General features: G+C 41.0%; 16 protein-coding genes. 12 read left to right on the plus strand and 4 right to left on the minus strand.

Annotation, left to right across the window (positions count from 1 at the left end; translation table 11 throughout):
• Positions 1–142 precede the first annotated feature (142 nt).
• Both RMX89_RS09270 and RMX89_RS09275 read left to right on the plus strand, forming a co-directional pair.
• The gene (locus tag RMX89_RS09270; protein WP_322688717.1) at positions 143–955 is read left to right on the plus strand and encodes a response regulator; all 813 of its coding nucleotides are present in this window, start codon (positions 143–145) and stop codon (positions 953–955) included.
• A gap of 767 nt (positions 956–1,722) precedes the next feature.
• Entirely contained in the window at positions 1,723–2,391 is a 669-nt protein-coding gene (locus RMX89_RS09275) for a sigma-70 family RNA polymerase sigma factor (protein ID WP_322671709.1), read from the plus strand.
• Positions 2,392–2,552: 161 nt separating this feature from the next.
• On the opposite strand, the gene RMX89_RS09280 is transcribed toward RMX89_RS09275, so the two are convergent.
• The 4 genes from RMX89_RS09280 to RMX89_RS09295 all read right to left on the minus strand — a co-directional run bounded on the left by RMX89_RS09280 (position 2,553) and on the right by RMX89_RS09295 (position 6,622).
• Complete coding sequence (locus RMX89_RS09280; RefSeq protein WP_322671657.1) at positions 2,553–2,759, minus strand: hypothetical protein; 207 nt, start codon at positions 2,757–2,759, stop codon at positions 2,553–2,555.
• Between the two features lie 129 nt (positions 2,760–2,888).
• Positions 2,889–3,221, minus strand: coding sequence for a hypothetical protein (locus RMX89_RS09285; RefSeq protein WP_322688718.1), 333 nt, complete (start codon positions 3,219–3,221; stop codon positions 2,889–2,891).
• Between the two features lie 378 nt (positions 3,222–3,599).
• A complete protein-coding gene (locus RMX89_RS09290; RefSeq protein WP_322671659.1) occupies positions 3,600–5,174 on the minus strand; it encodes an AAA-like domain-containing protein in 1,575 nt (524 codons plus the stop codon).
• A 5-nt stretch (positions 5,175–5,179) separates the two neighbouring features.
• A complete protein-coding gene (locus RMX89_RS09295; protein ID WP_322688719.1) occupies positions 5,180–6,622 on the minus strand; it encodes an AAA-like domain-containing protein in 1,443 nt (480 codons plus the stop codon).
• A gap of 649 nt (positions 6,623–7,271) precedes the next feature.
• On the opposite strand from RMX89_RS09295, the gene RMX89_RS09300 reads away from it, so the two are divergent.
• From RMX89_RS09300 to RMX89_RS09345, 10 genes are all read left to right on the plus strand, one after another.
• A complete protein-coding gene (locus RMX89_RS09300; RefSeq protein ID WP_322688720.1) occupies positions 7,272–7,802 on the plus strand; it encodes an AbfB domain-containing protein in 531 nt (176 codons plus the stop codon).
• Positions 7,803–8,150: 348 nt separating this feature from the next.
• Positions 8,151–8,963, plus strand: coding sequence for a class I SAM-dependent methyltransferase (locus RMX89_RS09305; protein ID WP_322688721.1), 813 nt, complete (start codon positions 8,151–8,153; stop codon positions 8,961–8,963).
• 135 nt (positions 8,964–9,098) lie between these two features.
• Positions 9,099–11,075 carry a CHASE3 domain-containing protein gene (locus RMX89_RS09310; RefSeq protein ID WP_322688722.1) on the plus strand — a complete coding sequence of 659 codons (1,977 nt, stop codon included), beginning with the start codon at positions 9,099–9,101 and terminating at the stop codon, positions 11,073–11,075.
• Positions 11,044–12,591, plus strand: coding sequence for an ATP-binding protein (locus RMX89_RS09315; RefSeq protein ID WP_322688723.1), 1,548 nt, complete (start codon positions 11,044–11,046; stop codon positions 12,589–12,591). Before RMX89_RS09310 ends, RMX89_RS09315 begins: the two co-directional genes overlap by 32 nt.
• A 199-nt stretch (positions 12,592–12,790) precedes the next feature.
• A complete protein-coding gene (locus RMX89_RS09320) occupies positions 12,791–13,234 on the plus strand; it encodes a response regulator (protein ID WP_322671665.1) in 444 nt (147 codons plus the stop codon).
• Between the two features lie 64 nt (positions 13,235–13,298).
• Complete coding sequence (locus tag RMX89_RS09325) at positions 13,299–16,091, plus strand: response regulator (RefSeq protein WP_322688724.1); 2,793 nt, start codon at positions 13,299–13,301, stop codon at positions 16,089–16,091.
• Positions 16,092–16,342: 251 nt separating this feature from the next.
• Positions 16,343–17,110, plus strand: coding sequence for a class I SAM-dependent methyltransferase (locus tag RMX89_RS09330; RefSeq protein WP_322688725.1), 768 nt, complete (start codon positions 16,343–16,345; stop codon positions 17,108–17,110).
• A gap of 457 nt (positions 17,111–17,567) precedes the next feature.
• The gene (locus RMX89_RS09335; RefSeq protein WP_322688726.1) at positions 17,568–18,653 is read left to right on the plus strand and encodes an ABC exporter membrane fusion protein; all 1,086 of its coding nucleotides are present in this window, start codon (positions 17,568–17,570) and stop codon (positions 18,651–18,653) included.
• On the plus strand, positions 18,650–19,858 hold the full coding sequence (locus tag RMX89_RS09340) for an FtsX-like permease family protein (protein WP_322688727.1): 1,209 nt from the start codon (positions 18,650–18,652) through the stop codon (positions 19,856–19,858). Before RMX89_RS09335 ends, RMX89_RS09340 begins: the two co-directional genes overlap by 4 nt.
• A gap of 26 nt (positions 19,859–19,884) precedes the next feature.
• Positions 19,885–21,021, plus strand: coding sequence for an ATP-binding cassette domain-containing protein (locus tag RMX89_RS09345; RefSeq protein WP_322688728.1), 1,137 nt, complete (start codon positions 19,885–19,887; stop codon positions 21,019–21,021).
• Positions 21,022–21,038 lie beyond the last annotated feature (17 nt).

Below are 21,038 nucleotides of genomic sequence, written 5' to 3' on the forward strand. Positions count from 1 at the left end.
AATCTTCGTGTAGTGAATGCACTAGAAGATTTGGTAGGGATCTTATACTAAACTCATTGATTTACCAGTCGGACTCCAATTAAATTCTGAATTCTGATTTCTGACTCCTGAATTATTTTCTAATAAATTATTTCTAATAAATATGGATAACCATCAAGTTCAGCTACCAAAAGCAAATATTCTTGTTGTTGATGATACACCCGATAATCTGCGACTTTTATCCGCTATGCTAACTCAGGTTGGCTATGAAATTCGGAGAGTTATTAACGGACAAACAGCTTTGAAAACAGCACAAGCTGCACCGCCCGATTTAATTTTGCTTGACATCATGATGCCAGAAATGAATGGTTATGAAGTCTGTCAACATTTGAAAGCCTCAGAGAAAACCCGCGACATTCCGGTGATTTTTATTAGCGCCTTGGATGAAGTTTTTGACAAAGTTAAAGCTTTTGCAGTCGGGGGAGTGGATTATATTACCAAACCTTTTAGTGAAGAAGAGGTTTTTGCCCGTGTAGAAAATAACTTGACTATTGGAAGGTTGCAAAAACAACTGACCCAGCAAAATATACTTTTGCAGCAGGAAATTAGCGATCGCCAAAAAGCAGAATCAGCCCTGCGCCTGAGTCAGTTTTATCTAGATAAATTTAAGGATTCTATCTTTTTTGTCAATTCGGATGCCCAGCTTGTTTACGTGAATGAAGCCGCCTGTCGTCATCTTGGCTACTCCCGCGCCCAATTGCTGACTATGACTGTTTACGATATAAATCCAAACTTTTCGACGGTTACTTGGCGATCGCACTGGGAAGAAGTTAGACAAAAAGGCTCTCTCACTTTTGAGTCTAGCCAAAGAACTCAAGATGGTCAGGACATAGCCGTGGAAATAACTGTCAATTATTTGGAGTTAAACGGACAGGAATACCACTGTGCTAGTGTCCGTGATATCGCCTTATACTAACATCATTTCAGCAAGCCGCTAAAGTGTTTTGTATCAAAAATTCTGTAAATGAATATGTAGTCTGAGATTGCTGGAAGATACCTTTAGTCAAGACTTCTAATGCAAAACTGCTAACACAGGTGGGAAAAGAGATTTTTTCTGGCGTTACTGACATTTTTTACATAAATTAATAAAACTTTGACGGCAAAATTCCTGACGAATTATGACTTTTTCATGCTGTCAAAAAGTGAATGATTTACTTAAATTAAAGATATGGTGAAAGTAAACTTCAATCCAGAACCTCAAGAACGTCTAATAAATAGAAGCAGAAGGGAAAAACCCAACAGCAACAGGTTCTTTTGATTTGCGTTTTACATTTAATTATGTCCTCCTACTGAGTTGATTATGTGGATTGAATTGAGTCGGTGAGCAAAAGGGTATTGCCCATTGCAACCATGCTATTGTTACCTCTGATATCTGACAGATAATGACAGCATCAAAAATCAAGCAAAGAGATGCTTGGGTACTGCATCAAACCTACAAAGTATGTCCAATAAAGAAATTTGAGGAAAGAAAATAAGATGCGAAAAAATTGTATAAACCAAGATTTTATCCCGCCTGAAGAAAAAATTCATCGCAGTATTCAGGCATCTGAGCAAAGAAACATGGATAGTATTGCTATTGAAACTGATGAAGTAAGCAAGAATTCTTTGACTGTAGAAGATGTTACTATTGATTTAGATATTCAGAGTCATTCACTACCAGTAGCCCAGAAAGTCAAATATCTGTTGCTTAAAACCTCAGGTAAAGAGGATCTAAATGAACAGCTAACATCCTTAGTTGTCCAAGCTCGTAGACATTCACCTGGAAGCTCTCAACGTCAGAAGTTGCTCACGCAAATTATTCGTTTGACACAAGGTAAACTCTGGAAGGAAAATACTCCCTACTATCAAGACGCACTGCAACAAACTTGGTTGTATTTCTGCCGCAATATTTGTGATGGTCTGACAGGTCAAGCCTATGACTCCACTCAAGGTAGTGTAATTAATTGGTTAGATGCTTACCTAAAACGCAGACTACAAGATTTTTATCTCAACCAAAACCGAGAAAAAGCCACAACAGTCTCCTTTGGGGTTCGTCAGTCTAAGTCGGGTGAAATTGGTGAAACTATTGACCCGATAGATAATATACCAGCTACCCCCCAAGCACCTCCCATTTTGGAAAACCTGGAGATATGGGTGGAGACAGACTCGGATATGGAACTACGTAGTACTCACATTAAAGGGCGTCCAGACGTAAATTGTCAGGTATTAATTCTCAAACGCTTACCCCCAGAAGTTAGCTGGAAAGAATTATCAAAAGACTTTGGGCTGTCAATTGCGACATTAAGCAGTTTCTATCAACGTCAATGTCTACCACGCTTGCGGAAATTTGCTGAGGTAGAGGGTTTATTATAAACTAGGCTTTCACCATAGGAAGGTGGCTCACAAAATTCCAGATACTGGCAGCAAAACAATATTTCAACAGATAACCTAGAGAGGCAGTCTAGGATAAATATCGATTTAGGTTTTACCTATTCACGAAATATAATAATGTCCATGCCAAACCTGATACTTTATTAACCTACAATACTCTGAAATAAAAAACCAATAATTAGACCAACTATTCCAGCAATCAAACCGGCACAAAAGAAGTAGAAAAACAATTCAAAACTTGCTTGAGTATTTTGAGTATATCTGAAATAAAATATTGCCCAAATCGCTCCAAGCGTTCCTAAAATTACTGTTGGAATCGTTACGATTGCTATGACACTTTGAGTTTTCATTGATATATGTATAGTATTACGAACCGTAAAAGTTTCTAGTTAAACACATAACAGAAAAGACCAGAATTCGGCGAAAAATCAAAAAATATGCACGAATAGAGCTAAAAACACGTACTTATCCAGAACTGATTATGAATAAAATTTGATGAAAATCAATCCTGGTAAAACTGCTCCTTCAATAATGCCTATAATCCAGAAAATTGAAATCCAAAGAAGCCAGCTGAAGCCTTCAGAACTAATAAAGAAATCAGCTGAAAATCCTTCAGCTACCCTCGAACCAACTAAATAACCAATAAAACCACCAACTATTCCACCAAGCAATCCTCCCAAAAATGAGTAGAAAAATAACTTGAGAGTTACTTGAATATTTTGGCTATACAGTAGATAAATTATTGCCCAGAGCAATCCTATGATTGCTGAGATTACTACCGATACTAATATAGCAAAGATTATCACTTTCATCGCTTTTTTCGTGGTCTTAGCTATGGGTAAAGATATAAGGTTCAGACTTAATAGTAACATGACAAAAAATATCGCTATAAAACGGGAGCATCCCAATTTTGCAAAAAGAGGGGAAAAACCCAGATTATTCTTTAACTATTATTAGCCAAGAGACTCTCAAAAATAAAATAATTCATTACAGTTTTGTTTGAAATTATTACTATCAATTAAATTTGAGGATGATTTTTAATTATCCTATCAAACTTAACGGGATAATATAGTTAAAACTGACTTGGTTAATAATCAATAGTTATATGTACTAACTAGTGATTTTTAGCAAATTTTTATATATGATTTGTTCAGCAGTTTCACACCGATAACTAGTCTAAACTACAGCACTCATGGGTAATGTAGTAATTGCTTTGAGGTTACTGAACAGTGCTTTTTATACTCGAAAGTCACCATCGCCAATCCTAAAACAACTATTAATGCCCAACCGAACGCGCCTATAAAAAATAATCTTTGAAATCTAGCTGCTTTTTGCTCTTGAACTAGTCTAGCTTTAACTTCTTTAGTTCGTTCTGCTTCTAACCATGTCTCAACTTCTCGCCGATCGCATTCTTGGCTAGCTGCTAAAAACTGATAATCTAAATCGCTCAAACTTTTGCCTTGCGACCAAGCCAGAGCTTCATGTAAAGCTGTCCCGCGTAATAGTCGGGAATTATCACGATGCTCTGAGGCTATCCAAGCGTTGAATGCTTGGGAATATGGCCGTAATTTTGCTAATTGTTTTTCTACCCAAGCTTGGTTAAAAACTTCTTCATAAATCCGGTTCTTTACTATTAATTGCCCTTGGTGCTTGGTTACTAACCCCGATAACAGCAGTTCTATTTGTTCTTCTCCATCATCACTAGCTATCTGAATACCTTGTAAAATTTGCTGGTACAATCCTAGTAAACCTCCAGCACGCTGTTCATTGATCAGCAGGCGATCGCGGATTGTTTTCAAATGCTCTGGATCGTCTTTTGCTTCCCATTTCTCTATAATATGGGTTTGCACTAGTTTTTCTAAAATTAACAAAGGAAATTGATAATAAAAATTTATCAAATGTTGATTAATAATCGGTAAATGATTATCCAATTTATAACGCTCATCAACTTCTATGCTTCTGTGTTCCTGAACATCTTTGCTTCCAGAGTTTCTTTCTTGCACCACTATTTGACAGAGCTTTTGAGTAAGAAAGGGCTGACCATTTGTCCAAGCCAAAATTTCTTTGAGAACTGCCATCGGATTAGCTACTTTACTTTCTAAACCTGCTGCTAATGGCTGAACTTCCGATAAATTAAAGCCGTGCAGTTCAATAGATTTACCGATATTAAATGGCGTACAGTTGCGATCGGCAATCAAATCTGAAGGCGTTGCGACTCCGAATAATGCCCAAGTTAGACGGTTATATTGTAGATTTTCGGCTCGTTGATTGTAGCATGAGCGAATTAAAGTAAAAAAATCTACTACCGGGAAATTCAAGCCTAAAACACTATCAATTTCATCAATAAAAATAAATATTTTTTCAGTTTTTAGTTCAACTAATAAAATGTCTTCAACAAATTGGCTCAATCGCTGTAATGCAGGTAAATCTTCACGCTCCGACCACCAGGCTTTTATATTAACTTTGCTAAAGAGATTAAAGCTCCTTAATAAGTCAACTACTATGCCCTTATACCATTGAGCAGGAGTAATATTGCCGTTGCCGATGCGAGTCATATCGATAGAAGCACAACTGTAGCCTGCTTGTTCTAATTTATGTCTTGTTTGTAACCGCAAACTAGATTTACCCATTTGTCGGGAACTAAAGACATAACAAAATTCACCTTGAATTAAAGCATTATAAAGTTCAAAGTCAGCCTGCCGTTCTACATAGCTAGGAGCATCGACTTTGAGACTACCACCAATTTGATATTCGTACTTATTCATAGCATTTAGGTTAATTGCTCTTGGAAATATAGCTGATACAAATCACAGCTAGGCATTGCCTGATTTCCTTCAAGTTTTACCAGACCCATACTTTCTAATTTATAGGCAGCGATCGCTTCTAGTTGTACACTTGTGGGAGAGGTAACTACCCGTTTGAGTGCGATCGCCAGTTCTGGATGTTCTTGGAGATTGGCTAGATGATGGCGTAAATAGTTGCTATAAATACCGGCAATTGTGGGAGCCTCTTGTAATAGCTGCTCTAGGGTTACTGTTTGATTTCCCAGGTTATAAAGAGCCAGACGAGCTAAATAAGGATGACCGCCAATCATCGCTCGTAGCAAAGCCAGCTTTTCCAATCCTTTCTCACCTTTGGCCCAATCGAGTCCATGACGCACTGCCAAATCCTGCATCTGCTCTAAACTAAATTCTGGTAACTTAATCGGTAATCCCACATTGAAGGGGGATTGATTAATATCTAATGGCATATAAGCTTCAGTGGCATGAACTACTACTAATCGGAGTTTTTGCCAAATTTCTAATTCGGAAGCATCTTCATACCAAGAACGCAGTAGTGGGAGAAAATCCCTAGAGATTTCTGGATACTCGAAAATTTGATTCACTTCATCCAAAGCTAAGACTACCGGAGCGTCGATTTTTTCTAGCACATACTCTTGTAAATACAATGTGCAGCTAACTTTGCTGCCAATATCCTCATCCCAATAATCATCCAGTCTGATCTCTAGGTTCAACTGTCGGCTGATATTCGCACAAAACCAGCGTAAGAATTTGTCTAAGCTAGTGAAAACTTGACTATCTGCTCTTTGTAAACCGATCTGTACGGTGTGTACTCCAGTCTGTTTTGCATGAGTAAGAATTCTGTGCATTAGGGATGTTTTTCCCATTTTGCTGGGAGCTTTGATTCTGATTAGACTTCCAGGTTTGTTGATTTCGGTATATGTGCGTTCTTCAATTGGCGGACGCTCTATGTAAAAAAAGGAATTGAGCGGCACTGAGCCACCAGGATTTTCTAAGAAGTCGGGATTAGGGGCTGGGGTTTTTCTCTCGTCTTGCTTTTCGATCGTTAAAGAAGACCCTGATATTCCATCTTTGGCTCTACTTGTTGGCTGAGACTGTCTCAAGACTGCTGGCACAGGTTGTAGTTTTTCTGACAAAACGCTATTTTGCGTAGGCAAAGCCCGCCCAAGGCTTCGTCGTCTCAATACTGAGCGAAAATTACTTTTTGTCACCTCTTCCCCGAAAGCCTGTGAAAGTAGCTTCCATAACTTGGAACCAACATCTTTTATATAATTGGCATCATAACCACAGCTTTCGGCGATATCTGGATAAGTTTGTCCTTCCCAAGCTTTACGAAATACTATTTCTTGAACATCACTTAAGCCATGCTCAAGGAATGTATCTAAAATTACTAGTGCTTCTTCTATATTCATTTGTAGAAAGAATAAAGTTTGTTTTAAATAAGACTTTAGCGGAATTTTTCAGATTTTTTTCAGTATTTACTTAAATTTAAACAGTTATACCAATTTAATTAATCTTTGCGACAGATGGATTACTTGTAGGGGCATACAGGTAGCTGCGCACCCCTACTCAGGTATCTGTTGTGTTCTTTTCCCAAATTGGTATTAGCTTTATTTACATCTGCCGCTCCAAGATATTAGGGAATGTCACAATCCCCATTACTTAGGCAGACTAATGGGCATGAGAGTTAATTTACAGTAGTTTTCATGTATTTGAACCACACCTGTCGTAGGGGCACAAGGCCTTGCGCCCCGAGCGCGTTGATGCCAATGGCATTAACAAAAGCTGAAATGCCTATTTTAGTAACATTCAGCCCTGATACTTGGTTCAATCTTTAACTTTCATATAAACATAATTTTACGTAAAATTTGTTTTTTTAGAGTTTAATTAGCTCAGTATTAATGCAGCAATTAATAAGAGTATTTTCATCGCACGAAGCTTTAAGCTTAAGACGAATTATGTGAATATTTCTAACTAATTTCTAGCATTTTTAGAATTAATACTACAATTCTTAAGTAAGAGCATTGTTTTGCTAAATGGTCATCTAAAAAGATTGTAGCCATGAAAAATAACCTCTTTGCACTAGCGCTAACCTTATCAGCGCTTCCTATATCTATTTCTACATCAATTAATCCTGCGATCGCAGAGTCAACTCCTGTTGAACCAGCTGTCTCAATACGAGCATTTAATCTTCGTAGCTACTATATTCGTCATCGCAATTTCCTTGGCGAAGTTAGCCCCATTTCAAGTTCTCTAGACAGAGGAGACGCAAGTTTTAGAGTAAGGTCAGGGCTAGCGTCTTCTAACTGTGTTTCATTTGAATCCTCAAATTTGCCAGGATATTACTTAAGACATCAAAATTTTCAAATTAGATTAGATCGCAATGACAATACTGCACAGTTAAAAGCTGATGCAACGTTTTGTATAAAACCAGGTTTAGCAAGTTTAACAAATGTTTCTTTTCAGTCATATAATTTTCCTACTTACTATATACGTCACAGAAACTTCAAGCTATATATTGACCCGTATACCACTGATAGCTTGTTTTTAAACGATGCCACTTTTACACTAGTAGCACCGTTCACTCGTTAGTTAAAGTGGCTTACAAACTTAGTCATTCAATCCCTGATGGCTTGTATAGAGTAAACTGTCTTGGCGCGTTGGTACATTACTAGAGATGACAATATTCTTTTGTGAACCCCTTCATCTGTGGTTTGCCCAAACCGCTCATTTTTTCTAGCAGACTCTGTACAATTTATATATAGCTATCGTTCCGGTGCTTGTTTGTTTTAACCAGCACTTTAAAGGATCGATAGCTTTCTTGTGAATTAGCTCAATTAAAAACTGTCTGGAGTATTGCTCTATTATATTTGCAGTTTATTTCTCGTTCCCAGATTGGAATCTAGGAACACCAGTAACGAGTGTAAGTAGGAGATGATTATGCCGAGATGGAACGCAGAAAAAAAACAAGCGTATCGAACCGAGGTAATTCAACGTATCACCGCAGCAATGCCCTCAGTAATGCAGGAATATGCCTCAATTAATTGGGAAGAGGAACTCAAAAGCTACCATACTGAGCATGAATATTACCCTGATTATATCCACGCTCCCATTCATGGGTCAACAGATTCCTACACTAACCCTCAGTCGTGTTTAGCCTGGGATGCTGCGATGGATGCCATTATTCCCCTCAGCCACAATGTTAGTTGCCAGCAGTTGCGCGAGACAATGGCTGAACTAATTCCTGAAGACGCTCAAATTGAGACGGTGCTAGAGCTTGGTGCAGGTACGGCTGGTGGAGCGCTGGCACTGGCACAGCGGTTTCCACAGGCCACTTTTCGCCTTACTGATGTTTCACCTTATATGCTGGTGATTAGTCAGCACAAATTTAACAAGGCTGGATTGAGTGAGCGGGCATCCTTCGAGCAGGTGGACGCTCGTAACACTGGCTACCCTGACAACTCCTTCGATCTTGTCACATCATCACTACTGTTTCACGAGACACCTAAAGAGTGGACTCCTAAGATTCTGAAGGAGATGTACCGGATTACCAAACCCGGAGGTTGGGTACTATATGCTGACACTTATCGGGGTGAATACGCGCTGAGTGCTTCTTTTCAAGAACCGTGGTTGGATGACTTTATCCATTTCAACTTCGAGTACGAGTTTGCGAAAGCAGGTTTTACAGAACTCAATTACATCCGCTATGCCGTGGGTTTGTGGTATATGGTTGGCCGGAAGCTAGAAATGTGAGGAAAAAACAATGACAACAGAAGTTGGCGTTGTCCCCTAGACAGTCCTAAAGCTCGTGTTCAAAGCAGCTACGTAAACAAAGTTATTTTCAAGATAGTGTCGTTTACTGTACAAGTGCTGCTATAGCATAAGTAAATGCTGCAAATTACTCAAGTTGCATTCAAACGTAGGCTGATCGGTGCGATCGCTCTGCCAATTATCCTGTTATTGTCATTGTCAGGAGTTTCAATCTGGCAAATTAACCGCCTGCTCAAGGCTATGCAATGGGTCGATCACACTAATCAAGTCATTGCCAGAGCAAATGGCTTACAAAAACTGTTACTGGATCTAGAGACAGGAGTACGTGGATACCAGATTACAAGTAAGCCAGAATTTCTTGAACCTTATCAGCAAGCTAACTCTACCATTAATAATACTTTTGATGAGTTGGGTGATTTAGTTTCAGATAATCCCCAACAAAATCAACGCTTAAGGCAAATCAAGGCAGAGGAAACAGGCTGGAAGAACTCTATTTCTCAAGCGATCGCCCGCAAACAAAGAGGTGAAGCTGAACCCCTATCAGCAATTGAGGTTCGCAAACAGCACATGGACGTGATGCGAAATCAAATTACCGATCTTATTGCTACTGAAGAGCAGCTACGGTATCAGCGCAACCAAGCAGTCCAACAGACTACTGAGCGAGTCATTTTTACTAGCATAATCCTGTCACTTGCTGCTGGTGGCATCCTTGCCTTTTTTATTCGGCGGCAAATTTCCCATGTGTCTAATAATTATGAGAATGCTCTCAAAACTGCCCAAGTACAAACTGAAAATGTTCAGCTTTCTGCCCAAAGACTTGCTGCTTTACATAATATTGACCGGGCAATTCTAGCAGCTGAGTCGATCAAATCTCTAATCCGAAGTGCGCTGACACAAATGCGTCAGTTAGTACCCTATGAGCAAGCATTTGTTGCCTTGTTTAATTTTGAGGCAGGTACAGCTGAGATTGTCGCAGGCAGCAGCACTAGAGAATTACAACCGCTTGAAGGCACAAAGATGTCAGTATCAGACTTTGCACCTGAGCAAAGCTTACGGCAAAACCTTAGTTATGTTAGAGACTTGACAAATGTTGAGCTTTACCCACCTGTTTTAGCACGGTTGCATTTGGCAGGAATGCGTTGTTGTCTGCGGATTCCGATGTTAGTTGAAGAAACGCTGCTAGGAGAACTCAACTTAGCGGCGACTCAGACAGCTGTTTTTGATGCTCAAGCACAAGATGTTGTGGTTGAGGTGGCGGCTCAGTTAGCGATCGCTATCCAACAATCTTTGCTACGCCAACAACTTCAAAATTACGCTTTGGAACTAGAACAGCGTGTTGCCGAGCGCACTGCACAGTTGCAAGAAACCAATCAAGAGCTAGAAGCCTTTACTTACACGATATCGCACGATTTACGCGCACCGTTACGTACTATGCAAGGCTTTGCTCAGGCATTGCAAGAAGATTACACAGACAAACTAGACTCGGTTGGGCAAGAATACATTCAATATATTACAGAGGGTGCAGTCCAAATGGACACCCTAATTTCCGATCTGCTGGCATACAGCCGCCTCAGCCGTTCCCAAATTCAAATACAAAAAGTTGATTTAACTAATGTTGTCGAAGAAGCTTTAAAACAACTCAGCAAACAACTTCAAGAACAGCTTGCACAAGTTACGGTGGCAAAACCTTTGCCGCTAGTGATGGCTCATCGCTTTACGCTTGTTCAGGTAGTAACCAATTTACTCAGCAATGCGATGAAATTTGTGCAGCCTGGAATACACCCAAAAGTACATATCTATGCACAGGAACAGCAAAATTCGATAAAATTATCGATTGTGGACAACGGTATTGGCATTGCGCCAGAACATCAAGAGCGCATTTTTCGGGTGTTTGAACGACTGCATGGCGTTGAAATCTATCCAGGTACTGGTATTGGTTTAGCGATCGTCCGCAAAGGATTAGAGCGAATGAACGGTCGAGCCGGAGTAGAATCGCAATTAGGTACTGGTAGTCGCTTTTGGATTGCCCTGCCAAAAGCCCTTCCTCACAGCAATGATACGAATGACGCAAGTACTTCGCATTCTGATAATTGATGATAATCCAGGCGATCGCGCCTTAACGATCCGAGAACTGAGGCGAGAATTTCCGCAATTTCAACCTCAAGAAATTCGTGAAGCCTCTAGCTTTGCTAGTGCATTAGCAGCAGGCGAATTCGATTTGGTTATTACCGACTATCAACTGGGCTGGAGTACTGGACTAGAAGTTTTATATACAATTAAGCAACAGTATCCAAACTGTCCAGTGATTATGTTTACTAATACAGGTAGTGAAGAAATTGCGGTAGAGGCAATGAAGTCTGGGCTAGATGATTATGTCCTCAAGTTACCCAATCGCTACATTCGGATACCAGCTGCTGTGCGACTTGCATTAGAACGAACAGAAATCAAACGACGAGCTACCTTACTTGAAATCCGTCTTCAAGGTTTGCTTAACCAATTAAAACTAGGTATATTTCGTATTTATCCAGATGGAAATTTTATTGAGTGTAACCCAGCGTTTCTGGAATTGTTAGGGCTGGATTCATTATCACAAGCCTCAGCGATGAATTTATTGAACATCCATGAATACTACTCAATACTACAAAAGCTGCCGCCACCTCAACAGCAAGAGCAAGAGATTCAATTACAACGAGCAGATGGAAGATTTATTTGGGTAGGATTAAGCATAGCTCTAAATACAGTTGAGGGACAACAGGTACTAGATGGCTTAATTGAAGATATTACATCTCGTAAACAAGCTGAAATTGAAATTCAGCAACTCAACCAAACCTTAGAAGAGCGAGTCAGGGAGCGCACTGCTGAATTAGAAGTAGCAAATCGAGATTTAGCGCAGAGAAATCAGGAATTAGCAGTAGCTAATCAAGATTTAGAAGCATTTAGTTATTCAATTTCCCACGATCTGCGAGAACCATTACGTGCTATCCAAGCGTTTGGTTCAATCCTCTTAGAGAACCAGGATAGTGAATCTAACCTAGAAAACCAACAAAACTATTTGCAGCGCATTATTACAAGTACACAGCAAGCAGACAAGCTTGTTCAAGATTTGCTTGAATACAGTCGCCTCAGCCGGACTGAAATGCCATTACAACCTATTAACTTATCTTTATTAATGATACAAATACTGAGACAGCTAGAATTAGAGATAACACAGCGACAGGCGAGAGTGCAGGTTGAAGAGCCTTTAGCTGAAGTTACGGGAAACCCTACTATTTTGATTCAAGTAGTTACCAATTTGCTAACCAATGCGATTAAATTTGTTGCACCGGAAGTTCAACCTCAGTTACGGATATGGACTGAAAAACGTAATCAATTGGTTCGCTTATGGGTACAAGACAATGGCATTGGTATTGAGGAAACACACCATAAACGCATTTTCAATGTTTTTGAGCGCCTACACAGCTATGAAGTTTATCCTGGTAGTGGTATCGGTTTAGCAATTGTCCGCAAAGGAGTCGAACGTATGGGTGGACAAGTTGGTGTAGAATCCCAACCTGGACAAGGAAGCCGATTTTGGATAGATTTACCTATAGTTATAGATGTAAATCCCTAAAATTTTTCAATCCTCTTGATTACGGGCAAACATAAAATTCTTTCTACGGTCTTAAATATTTAGTGCAAAACCCTTGCCCTACGCTCTGGGGCACACTAGTAAGTTTTGAAAAACTGTCTTTCCTCCTGCCCCCTGCCTCACTTCGGCTACGCTCAGTGACCACCTGCCCCCTGCCTTTGCCTTTAATGACAAAAATTTCATGAGTAAAGAGCAAGACACTATTTTACTTGTAGAGGATAATCACAAAGATGTGCTTCTGCTGCAACGCGCGCTCCGCAAGGCTAACATTGTCAATCCAGTTCAAGTTGTAAATGATGGCGATGCAGCAGTGTTATATCTGTCTGGGCAGGAACCTTATGGCGATCGCACTCGTTATCCCTTGCCTGTACTAATCTTGCTCGATCTGAAACTCCCGCGCAGATCCGGGGCTGAGGTTTTGATGTGGTTACGGCAACAACCAGAACTCAAACGCTTACCGGTCGTAGTTCTCACCTCATCGAGGGAGTATGCCGACATCAATCATGTCTATGACATAGGTGTAAATGCTTACATAGTTAAACCAGTTATTTTTAATGAATTAGTAGAAATTGTTATAACCCTCAATCTCCACTGGATTATGTTTAACGAAAGACCGCAATTTTGAACTGTTTGAACATTTTTTGGACTTTCTTCTCACTGCTATCCTTACGTAAATATAATGAAATTAAATGTTACGTATTCTTCTAATTGATGATAATTTGAACGATCGCCTACTGGCGATTCATGTACTAGAGCAAGAGTTTTTTGACCTCCAGTTTCACGAAATTGTTCAAGCAAAAGACTTGGAAGAAGCACTGGAGAAAGGACAGTTTGATTTAGTAATAACGGACTATCAATTACGCTGGAGTGATGGCTTAACCGCGATTCGGGCAATTAAAAACCGTTATCCTGATTGCCCAGTAATAATGTTTACTAGTAGTGGTACTCAGGAAGTTGCCGTTGAGGCGATGAAATCGGGATTGGAAGATTACATCATTAAGTCTCCTAAGCACTATGTTCGATTACCCGCAGCAGTCCGCCGAGCAATAGAGCGGACTGAAGCTCAACGTAAAGCAGTCAGGCTAGAATCACGCTTTCAAACTTTGCTGAATAATTTAAATGTAGGAATTTATCGCTTAACGGCAGATGGTATTTTACTCGAAGGTAATCCGGCATTTCTGCGGCTGTTAGGTTTAAATTCTCTAACTGAAATTCCAGCAAGTCAAACCCTTGAGCCTTATTTCCAACCATTGGACTATGCCCAAGTTCTCAACCAATTAAAGCAAAATAGCGAAATCCGCGATCGCGAAATGCAATTGCGACGAGCGAATGGTAGTTTAATTTGGGTGCGAATTAGTACAACTTTTACCCAAGTAGATGGTACAACCGTTATTGACGGCTTAATAGAGGATATTAGCGAGCGTAAACAAGCACAAAAAGCTCTACACCAGAGTGAGGAACGCGCACAGCTTGCCGTTAACATCAGTCGGCTTGGGACTTGGCATTATGACCCCAGTACGAACCTCGTCGAGTTTGACAAGCGGATGCACGAGATTTGGGGCGAACCGGATGACACCGCGCTTATCCCTTTGCCGATGGTAATAGAGCGCATCCACCCAAACGATCGTGAGCGTGTAGTCAACACCATCAGCAATGCGCTCAACCCGATGTCGTCAGGTACTTATGAAATTGACTATCGGATCGTGTGGAAGGATGGAACTGAGCGGTGGCTATTCGCTAATGGGCAGGTGCAATTAGAGGGAGAGGGAGTGTCCAAGCAAGCCGTTGGGTTCCTCGGAACCGCACTCGACATCACCGAACGCAAACGAGCAGAGGAACGGCTGCATCTGCTGTATGAAACGACCAGCGATTTATTGGCCACAGAACATCCCATGTTGTTGATGAATAACTTATTTAACAAGCTCTCAGCCCAGCTAGAGTTACATTCTTACTACAACTACATGGTCGAGGAAAAAGACAACCGGCTAATGCTGCATCTGAACAACTATGAAGGGATCTCTGAGGCAACAGCTCAATCACTGGAATGGATTGAATTTGGTCAAAATCTTTGCGGACTGGTGGCACAAGAGCGGCAGCAAATTGTCCTCGATCGCTCGCAAATCTCCACCCATCCCAACGCGCAGCTTGTCAACTCAATCGGCATTACGGCTTTTGCTGGACAACCATTGATTGTCCAGGGACGGTTACTGGGGACGCTCTCCTTTGGCAGCCGCACCCGTACCTACTTTACTTCCGAAGAAATCGATCTGCTGCAATCCACTTGCGAGCAGATGGCGATCGCTATTGAGCGGGCAAATCTACTCGCTTCAATCCAGCAACAAGCTCAACAATTGCAACAAGCTAACCGAATTAAAGATGAGTTTCTGGCAGTATTATCCCATGAGTTGCGATCGCCCCTTAATCCAATTCTGGGTTGGTCTAAGTTGCTCCAAACCTGTAAGCTTGACGAAGCCAAGACCGCTCATGCCCTGAGTGCGATCGAACGCAATGCCAAATTACAGTCCGAACTGATTGAAGACTTGCTGGATGTCTCGCGAATTCTGCAAGGCAAACTTAGCCTGAATGTTTGCCCAGTGGATCTAGTATCGATCGTTCAAGCTGCAATGGAAACTGTACAGTTGGCTGCTGAAAGCAAGTCTATTCAAATTCAGGTGAGGCTTGAACCAAATGTAGGGCAAGTTTTGGGCGATCCAAATAGGTTACAGCAAGTGATTTGGAATCTCCTGTCGAACGCGATTAAGTTCACTGATGTCGAGGGACGAGTGGATATCCAACTCAAGCAAGTTAGCTCTTTTGCCGAAGTCACTGTTATCGACACAGGTCAAGGGATTCACCCTGACTTCCTCCCTTATGTGTTTGAATACTTCCGCCAAGCAGATGGTGCTACAACCAGAAAGTTTGGTGGACTGGGATTAGGGTTGGCGATCGTCCGTCACTTAGTCGAATTGCATGGCGGAACTGTTCGGGTAGAAAGTGCAGGTGAAGGTCAGGGGACAACCTTTACTGTGAGACTTCCGCTCATGGCAACTCCATCCCAGAAGAACGCGGACAGTAAACCGTCTGAGCCATCCTTAAATTTGCATGGCATCAAAGTTTTGGTGGTAGATGATAACACAGATACACGGGAGTTTATTGCTTTCATGCTAGAGATGTATGGAGCAAATGTAACAACTGTCACTTCAGCCGTTGAAGCTCTCGCTACTTTAACCAAGTACAGAGCAGACGTGCTACTTAGCGATATTGGGATGCCAGAAATGGATGGCTATATGCTGGTACGCCAGCTGAGAGCCTTGCCGTACCAACAGGGCGGGAAGATTCCAGCGATCGCCTTAACAGCATTTGCTGGAGAAATTAACTATCAAAAGGCTATAGAGGCAGGTTTTCAACGGCATGTTCCGAAGCCTATCGAGCCAGTAAAGCTGGTTGAGACGATTACCGATTTGGTTAAACAGAGCCAGTAAGGGGGGTAGGGGGCAGGGGGAGAAATAAAAGCTTAACCCAAGCGTATTGGATCTACAATAGACCTCTTGTAAAAATGTATTTTTGCAAGACAGGGAAAAGGTTAAAGGTTAAAGGGAAAGGATTTTGAGTTTCTTTACCCTTTTCCCCTTTGCCTTTACCCCGACTTTTGCAAGGACATGGAAAATAGAACTACATCCGTGGGTAGAGAACTTCTAGCCTAGACAATTGTTACAAAAATAGTTTTGTAGGTATGAAAATTGATTTTGGTGCAACTGCTACTGATTATGCAAAACACCGCGCTGGGTTTCCTAGTTCATTATTCAACAAATTGTCTGAATATGGTATAGGTTTACCAGGGCAGAATATTGTTGACCTTGGTACGGGAACAGGGACACTAGCGCGGGGGTTTGCTGATAGAGGTGCTTATGTAATTGGCCTAGATCCATCAGCCTCACTTTTAGAACAAGCCAGACTGTTAAGCGAAGCTTTGCAACTTAAAGTAGATTATCGAGTTGCAAGTGCCGAGAATACCGAGTTACCAAACGCCAGTGCAGATGTAGTGACAGCTGGACAGTGTTGGCATTGGTTTGATCGTCCGCGTGCTGTCAAGGAAATTACTCGCATATTGAAAGTAAATGGCTTACTGGCGATCGCACATTTTGATTGGATACCCTTAAAAGGTAATATAGTTCACGCAACGGAACAACTGATCCAGGCTCATAATCCCGCGTGGAATTTGGGCGGCGGTAATGGTTTGTATCCCCTGTGGTTACAGGATATTGGCGAAGGAGGATTCCGAGAAATCCGCACATTTTCTTACGATGTATTTGTATCTTATACACACGAAGCTTGGCGGGGGCGAATTCGTGCTAGTGCTGGCGTGGGAGCCAGCTTAACACCAGAAAAAGTAGAAATATTTGACCAAGAATTGGCGACATTACTCGAAACAAAATATCCGACACCAATTCTTCAAGTTCACCATAGAGTTTGGGCAGCGATCGCCAAATCACCGCTATGAAAAAGTATATATATAGTTATAGATTTATTAGCAATTGCTTCACAATGGCATCTTAAAACCATTCGGTTAGCTTGTTTTTCAAGGGGAGATACCCGCAACCATTGGTGTCAACTTAAGGTGAAACCCTTATAAAGGCTTGGGCTTGATATTAGACTTCTTGCAAAAGTCCCTTACACCCCACCCCCAACCCCTCCCCGCAAGCGGGGAGGGGAGCGTTTGCGTTAGCAAATGCGGGGTGGGGTTCTTCGCGTTTAATAAGCAATCAAGCGGACACGATCTGACTCAGTTTCTTGCAGAAGTCAGTATATAGAGATTGGCAGTAAAAATGGGAACAATATATATTGTAAGGATAAAAACTTTACCAGATAATTTATGCTTTGATTTCTTACTTTATCAAGGTGAAGTTGACTTATATTCTATATCTAACAATAGTTTTATACTCCAAGCAGGAAGAACTATGACACATTTATTTACTCGGAATGACAATAGTAGAAATACTATATTAACCGTATTTTTAACTACAGTATTTTATGGTGGAATCGCGCTTAGTGGGGCGATCGCATATCGGATGATGGGGACGAGTGAAGCAGTTAAACCTCAGCCAGTGGTTGTAACTCCAGTGGTGCAAGCGGTGACGGCTTTGGGGCGTGTGGAACCTGAAGGAGAAGTAATTCAAGTGTTTCCGCCTTCTTCAACGGAATCAGCCCGCATTCAACAGCTACGCGTGCAGCAAGGGGATTGGGTGAAGGCAGGGCAAGTGCTTGCGGTGTTGGATAATTATACTCGTCGTCTGGCAACTGTGAATATGGCGCTAGAAGAGGTGAGAGTAGCCCAAGCGCGATTAATGCAGGTACGATCTGGGGCAAAACAGGGAGATTTACAAGCTCAACAAGCGGCGATCGCTCGTTTGGAAGCGGAATTGAAAAATGCTCAGATGGAGGAGTCACGGTATCGCAGTTTGTACCACGAGGGAGCGGTTTCGGCTTCCCAGTACGATAGCAAACGCTTGGGGATGGAAGCGGCACAACGACAGGTGAATCAAGCCCGTGCTTCTTTGAATAGTTTGGCAGAAGTTCGTCCGGTAGATGTGCAGTTGTCTCAGGCAGAAGTGAAACACGCAAAGGCAAAGGTGATGCAGGCTCAGGCGGAATTAGCCTTGAGTGTGGTGCGATCGCCCCGAACTGGACAAATCATTAAGGTGCAAACTTCTCCCGGTGAAATGGTAGGGACGAAAGGCATCGTGAGTTTAGGTAATACGATGCAAATGGTGGTAGTAGCAGAGGTTTACGAAACAGATATCCCCAAAATACATCTAGGCCAAACAGCAACGATTACCAGTCCCAGCCTCACTAAACCGCTCTTTGGAAAAGTATCTCAAGTGGGTTTAGAAATTGGTAAACGCGATGTTTTAGATACAGATGCCGCAACAGATGTGGATGCTCATGTGGTAGAAGTAAAAATTCTCCTGAATCGGGAAAATAGCCGTGTTGTAGCAGGAATGACAAATCTCAAAGTTGATGTATCAATAGGACTTAAAGAATGATTCGACGTTTTGTAATTGAAATTCAAAAAATTCCCATTGCTTGGTTGCAATTGAGATATCAACGCAATCAAACTATAGCGGGAATTGTAGGAATTTTTTGCATTACATTTCTCATTTTTATGCAGCTTGGGCTGAGAAATGCCTTTTTAGAAGGAGCGTTGCAATTACCTTTGAATTTTAATGCAGATATTGTTTTAGTTAGCTCTCTCTCTTCAACTGTATTGCAACCAGTAACGTTTTCCTCCAGACCTTTATATCAAGCACTAGCGTTAAAGAACGTTGAATCTGTCGCACCACTTTATATTACTTCAACCCAATGGTACGACAGAAATCAATCTCTTTATCGTATTAGAGTGAACGTTATAGGCATTCCTTCTAATATACAAACACTAAATCTTCCCGGACTTAAAGAGAATCTTGAAAAACTAAACAAGCAAAAATTCGCTTTATTTGACCGTAATGCCAGAAATGAATTTAGTCCTATCATTACTGAATTCAACGAAACAGGAAATTCATCGGCAGAAGTTTTAGCAGGAGCTACTGGATCGTTGCGAGAACTTAGAGTTGTTGGACTTTTTGAGTTAGGGGTTAATAATGCTTATGATGCTAGTTTTATTATCAATCCAACAACTTTTAGCCAATTATTTGGGCGGAGCCTGACAAAAATAGATGCTGGCTTAATTAAATTAAAACCAGATGCTAATTCAGATACCAATATAGAGCAAACTGTTGAGCAATTAAGAAAATATCTTCCGGCAAACATTAAAATATTTTCTAAATCAGAATTAATCGCCAGAGAAAAAGTATTTCATGAAAGCAACTCACCGATGGGTTTTATCTTTCGGTTTATTTTGATTATTGCTATCATTATTAGTATTTTTATTTTATACCAAATACTTTATGTAAAGGTTACGCATAATCTTGCCAATTATGCAACGTTAAAGGCTTTGGGTCTGAACCACAATTCTTTAGTTTCTATAGTTTTTCAAGAGGCAATATTTTTGGTTATTGCCGGATATATTCCAGGTGCAATAATATCATGCTTGGCTTATGATTATCTAGTTAAAACTACAAAAATATTTATCCAAATGACTGTAGAATCAGGATTATTTGTTTTAGGATTAGTCTGCATGATTTGCATAATATCAGCAGGACTTTCCTTACTAAAGGTTAAAGATGCAGATCCAGTGGATGTTTTTAAGTAAATTTAATTCCTTAATTTTATAGGTTTATGAATCAGGTTATAGCCATTAAAAGGCTGAATCATTATTACCGGGAAGGCAGAAGTCAAAGACAAATCTTATTTGGAATCGATCTGGATATTTACCCAAAAGAAGTTGTTATTTTAACTGGAGCATCTGGTTCTGGGAAAACAACGCTACTATCTCTAATTGGCTGTATGCGTTCTGTTCAAGAAGGCAGTCTCAAAGTCTTAGATCGTGAATTGAAGGGAGCCAACGAAATCCAGCGAATGCAAATACGGCGAGGAATCGGCTATGTTTTTCAGCATTTTAACTTACTGGATTTTATGACTGTCCAGCAGAATGTGATGGTTTCGCTGGAACTACAGGATGATTTCACGCCTCAAAAAGCAAAAAGCCAAAGTTCGCAAATTCTGAAAGCGGTGGGGCTAGGGCAGCACTTGAATGCTTACCCAAGGGATCTCTCTGGCGGGCAAAAACAACGTGTGGCGATCGCCCGCGCCCTCGTTCACCGTCCTCGATTACTTCTGGCCGACGAGCCTACATCCGCTTTAGATCGGCAAACAGGGCAAGAAGTCACCGAACTAATGACCACACTGGCGAAAGAACAAGGAAGTGCGGTTTTGATTGTTACCCATGACAGTCGGATCTTTGGCGCTAGCGATCGCATTGTGCGTATGGAAGATGGCAAACTGGATGTGGACTATGAGGGTCAGGTATCTGTTACTTTACCAACCTTAACGGATAAGCAATTAATTCAGTTGATTCCCAGGCTAAAAATGTTGACCTTCCAGCCCGGTGAAATTGTTATCCGCCAGGGTGATGTGGCTGATAGATTTTATATCTTGATTGAAGGGGAAATAGAAATCATTCAAGAGTCTTCAGGTTCAGAATCAAAATTATTAAAAACATTGGGGCCTAATAACTCTTTTGGTGAAATAGGATTACTCCAGCGAAGCAAGCGCACAGCAACAGTACGTGCGGCAAATGACGCAGCGATCAAAGTTATTGCCATTGAGCGTTCTGATTTCTTTGAAATGGTTGTCAACTCAAAAATGACTCATGCACTTTTAGACTACCAGGCAATACAATTGCTCCATCAAGATGAGCGACTGAGGCATGATGAATCGAAGCTCTATGTTTCATCCAGAGAAAGCCATGACTAGCAACACATAGACAGTTG

Source organism: Nostoc sp. DedSLP04 (assembly GCF_034530775.1).
GTDB lineage: Bacteria > Cyanobacteriota > Cyanobacteriia > Cyanobacteriales > Nostocaceae > Nostoc.

Coding starts and splice junctions, on each gene's coding strand:
- RMX89_RS09270 (WP_322688717.1), top strand. CDS start 143: ATGGATAACCATCAAGTTCAGCTACCAAAAGCAAATATTCTTGTTGTT.
- RMX89_RS09280 (WP_322671657.1), bottom strand. CDS start 2,759: ATGAAAACTCAAAGTGTCATAGCAATCGTAACGATTCCAACAGTAATT.
- RMX89_RS09285 (WP_322688718.1), bottom strand. CDS start 3,221: ATGAAAGTGATAATCTTTGCTATATTAGTATCGGTAGTAATCTCAGCA.
- RMX89_RS09290 (WP_322671659.1), bottom strand. CDS start 5,174: ATGAATAAGTACGAATATCAAATTGGTGGTAGTCTCAAAGTCGATGCT.
- RMX89_RS09295 (WP_322688719.1), bottom strand. CDS start 6,622: ATGAATATAGAAGAAGCACTAGTAATTTTAGATACATTCCTTGAGCAT.
- RMX89_RS09300 (WP_322688720.1), top strand. CDS start 7,272: ATGAAAAATAACCTCTTTGCACTAGCGCTAACCTTATCAGCGCTTCCT.
- RMX89_RS09305 (WP_322688721.1), top strand. CDS start 8,151: ATGCCGAGATGGAACGCAGAAAAAAAACAAGCGTATCGAACCGAGGTA.
- RMX89_RS09310 (WP_322688722.1), top strand. CDS start 9,099: ATGCTGCAAATTACTCAAGTTGCATTCAAACGTAGGCTGATCGGTGCG.
- RMX89_RS09315 (WP_322688723.1), top strand. CDS start 11,044: ATGACGCAAGTACTTCGCATTCTGATAATTGATGATAATCCAGGCGAT.
- RMX89_RS09320 (WP_322671665.1), top strand. CDS start 12,791: ATGAGTAAAGAGCAAGACACTATTTTACTTGTAGAGGATAATCACAAA.
- RMX89_RS09325 (WP_322688724.1), top strand. CDS start 13,299: ATGTTACGTATTCTTCTAATTGATGATAATTTGAACGATCGCCTACTG.
- RMX89_RS09330 (WP_322688725.1), top strand. CDS start 16,343: ATGAAAATTGATTTTGGTGCAACTGCTACTGATTATGCAAAACACCGC.
- RMX89_RS09335 (WP_322688726.1), top strand. CDS start 17,568: ATGACACATTTATTTACTCGGAATGACAATAGTAGAAATACTATATTA.
- RMX89_RS09340 (WP_322688727.1), top strand. CDS start 18,650: ATGATTCGACGTTTTGTAATTGAAATTCAAAAAATTCCCATTGCTTGG.
- RMX89_RS09345 (WP_322688728.1), top strand. CDS start 19,885: ATGAATCAGGTTATAGCCATTAAAAGGCTGAATCATTATTACCGGGAA.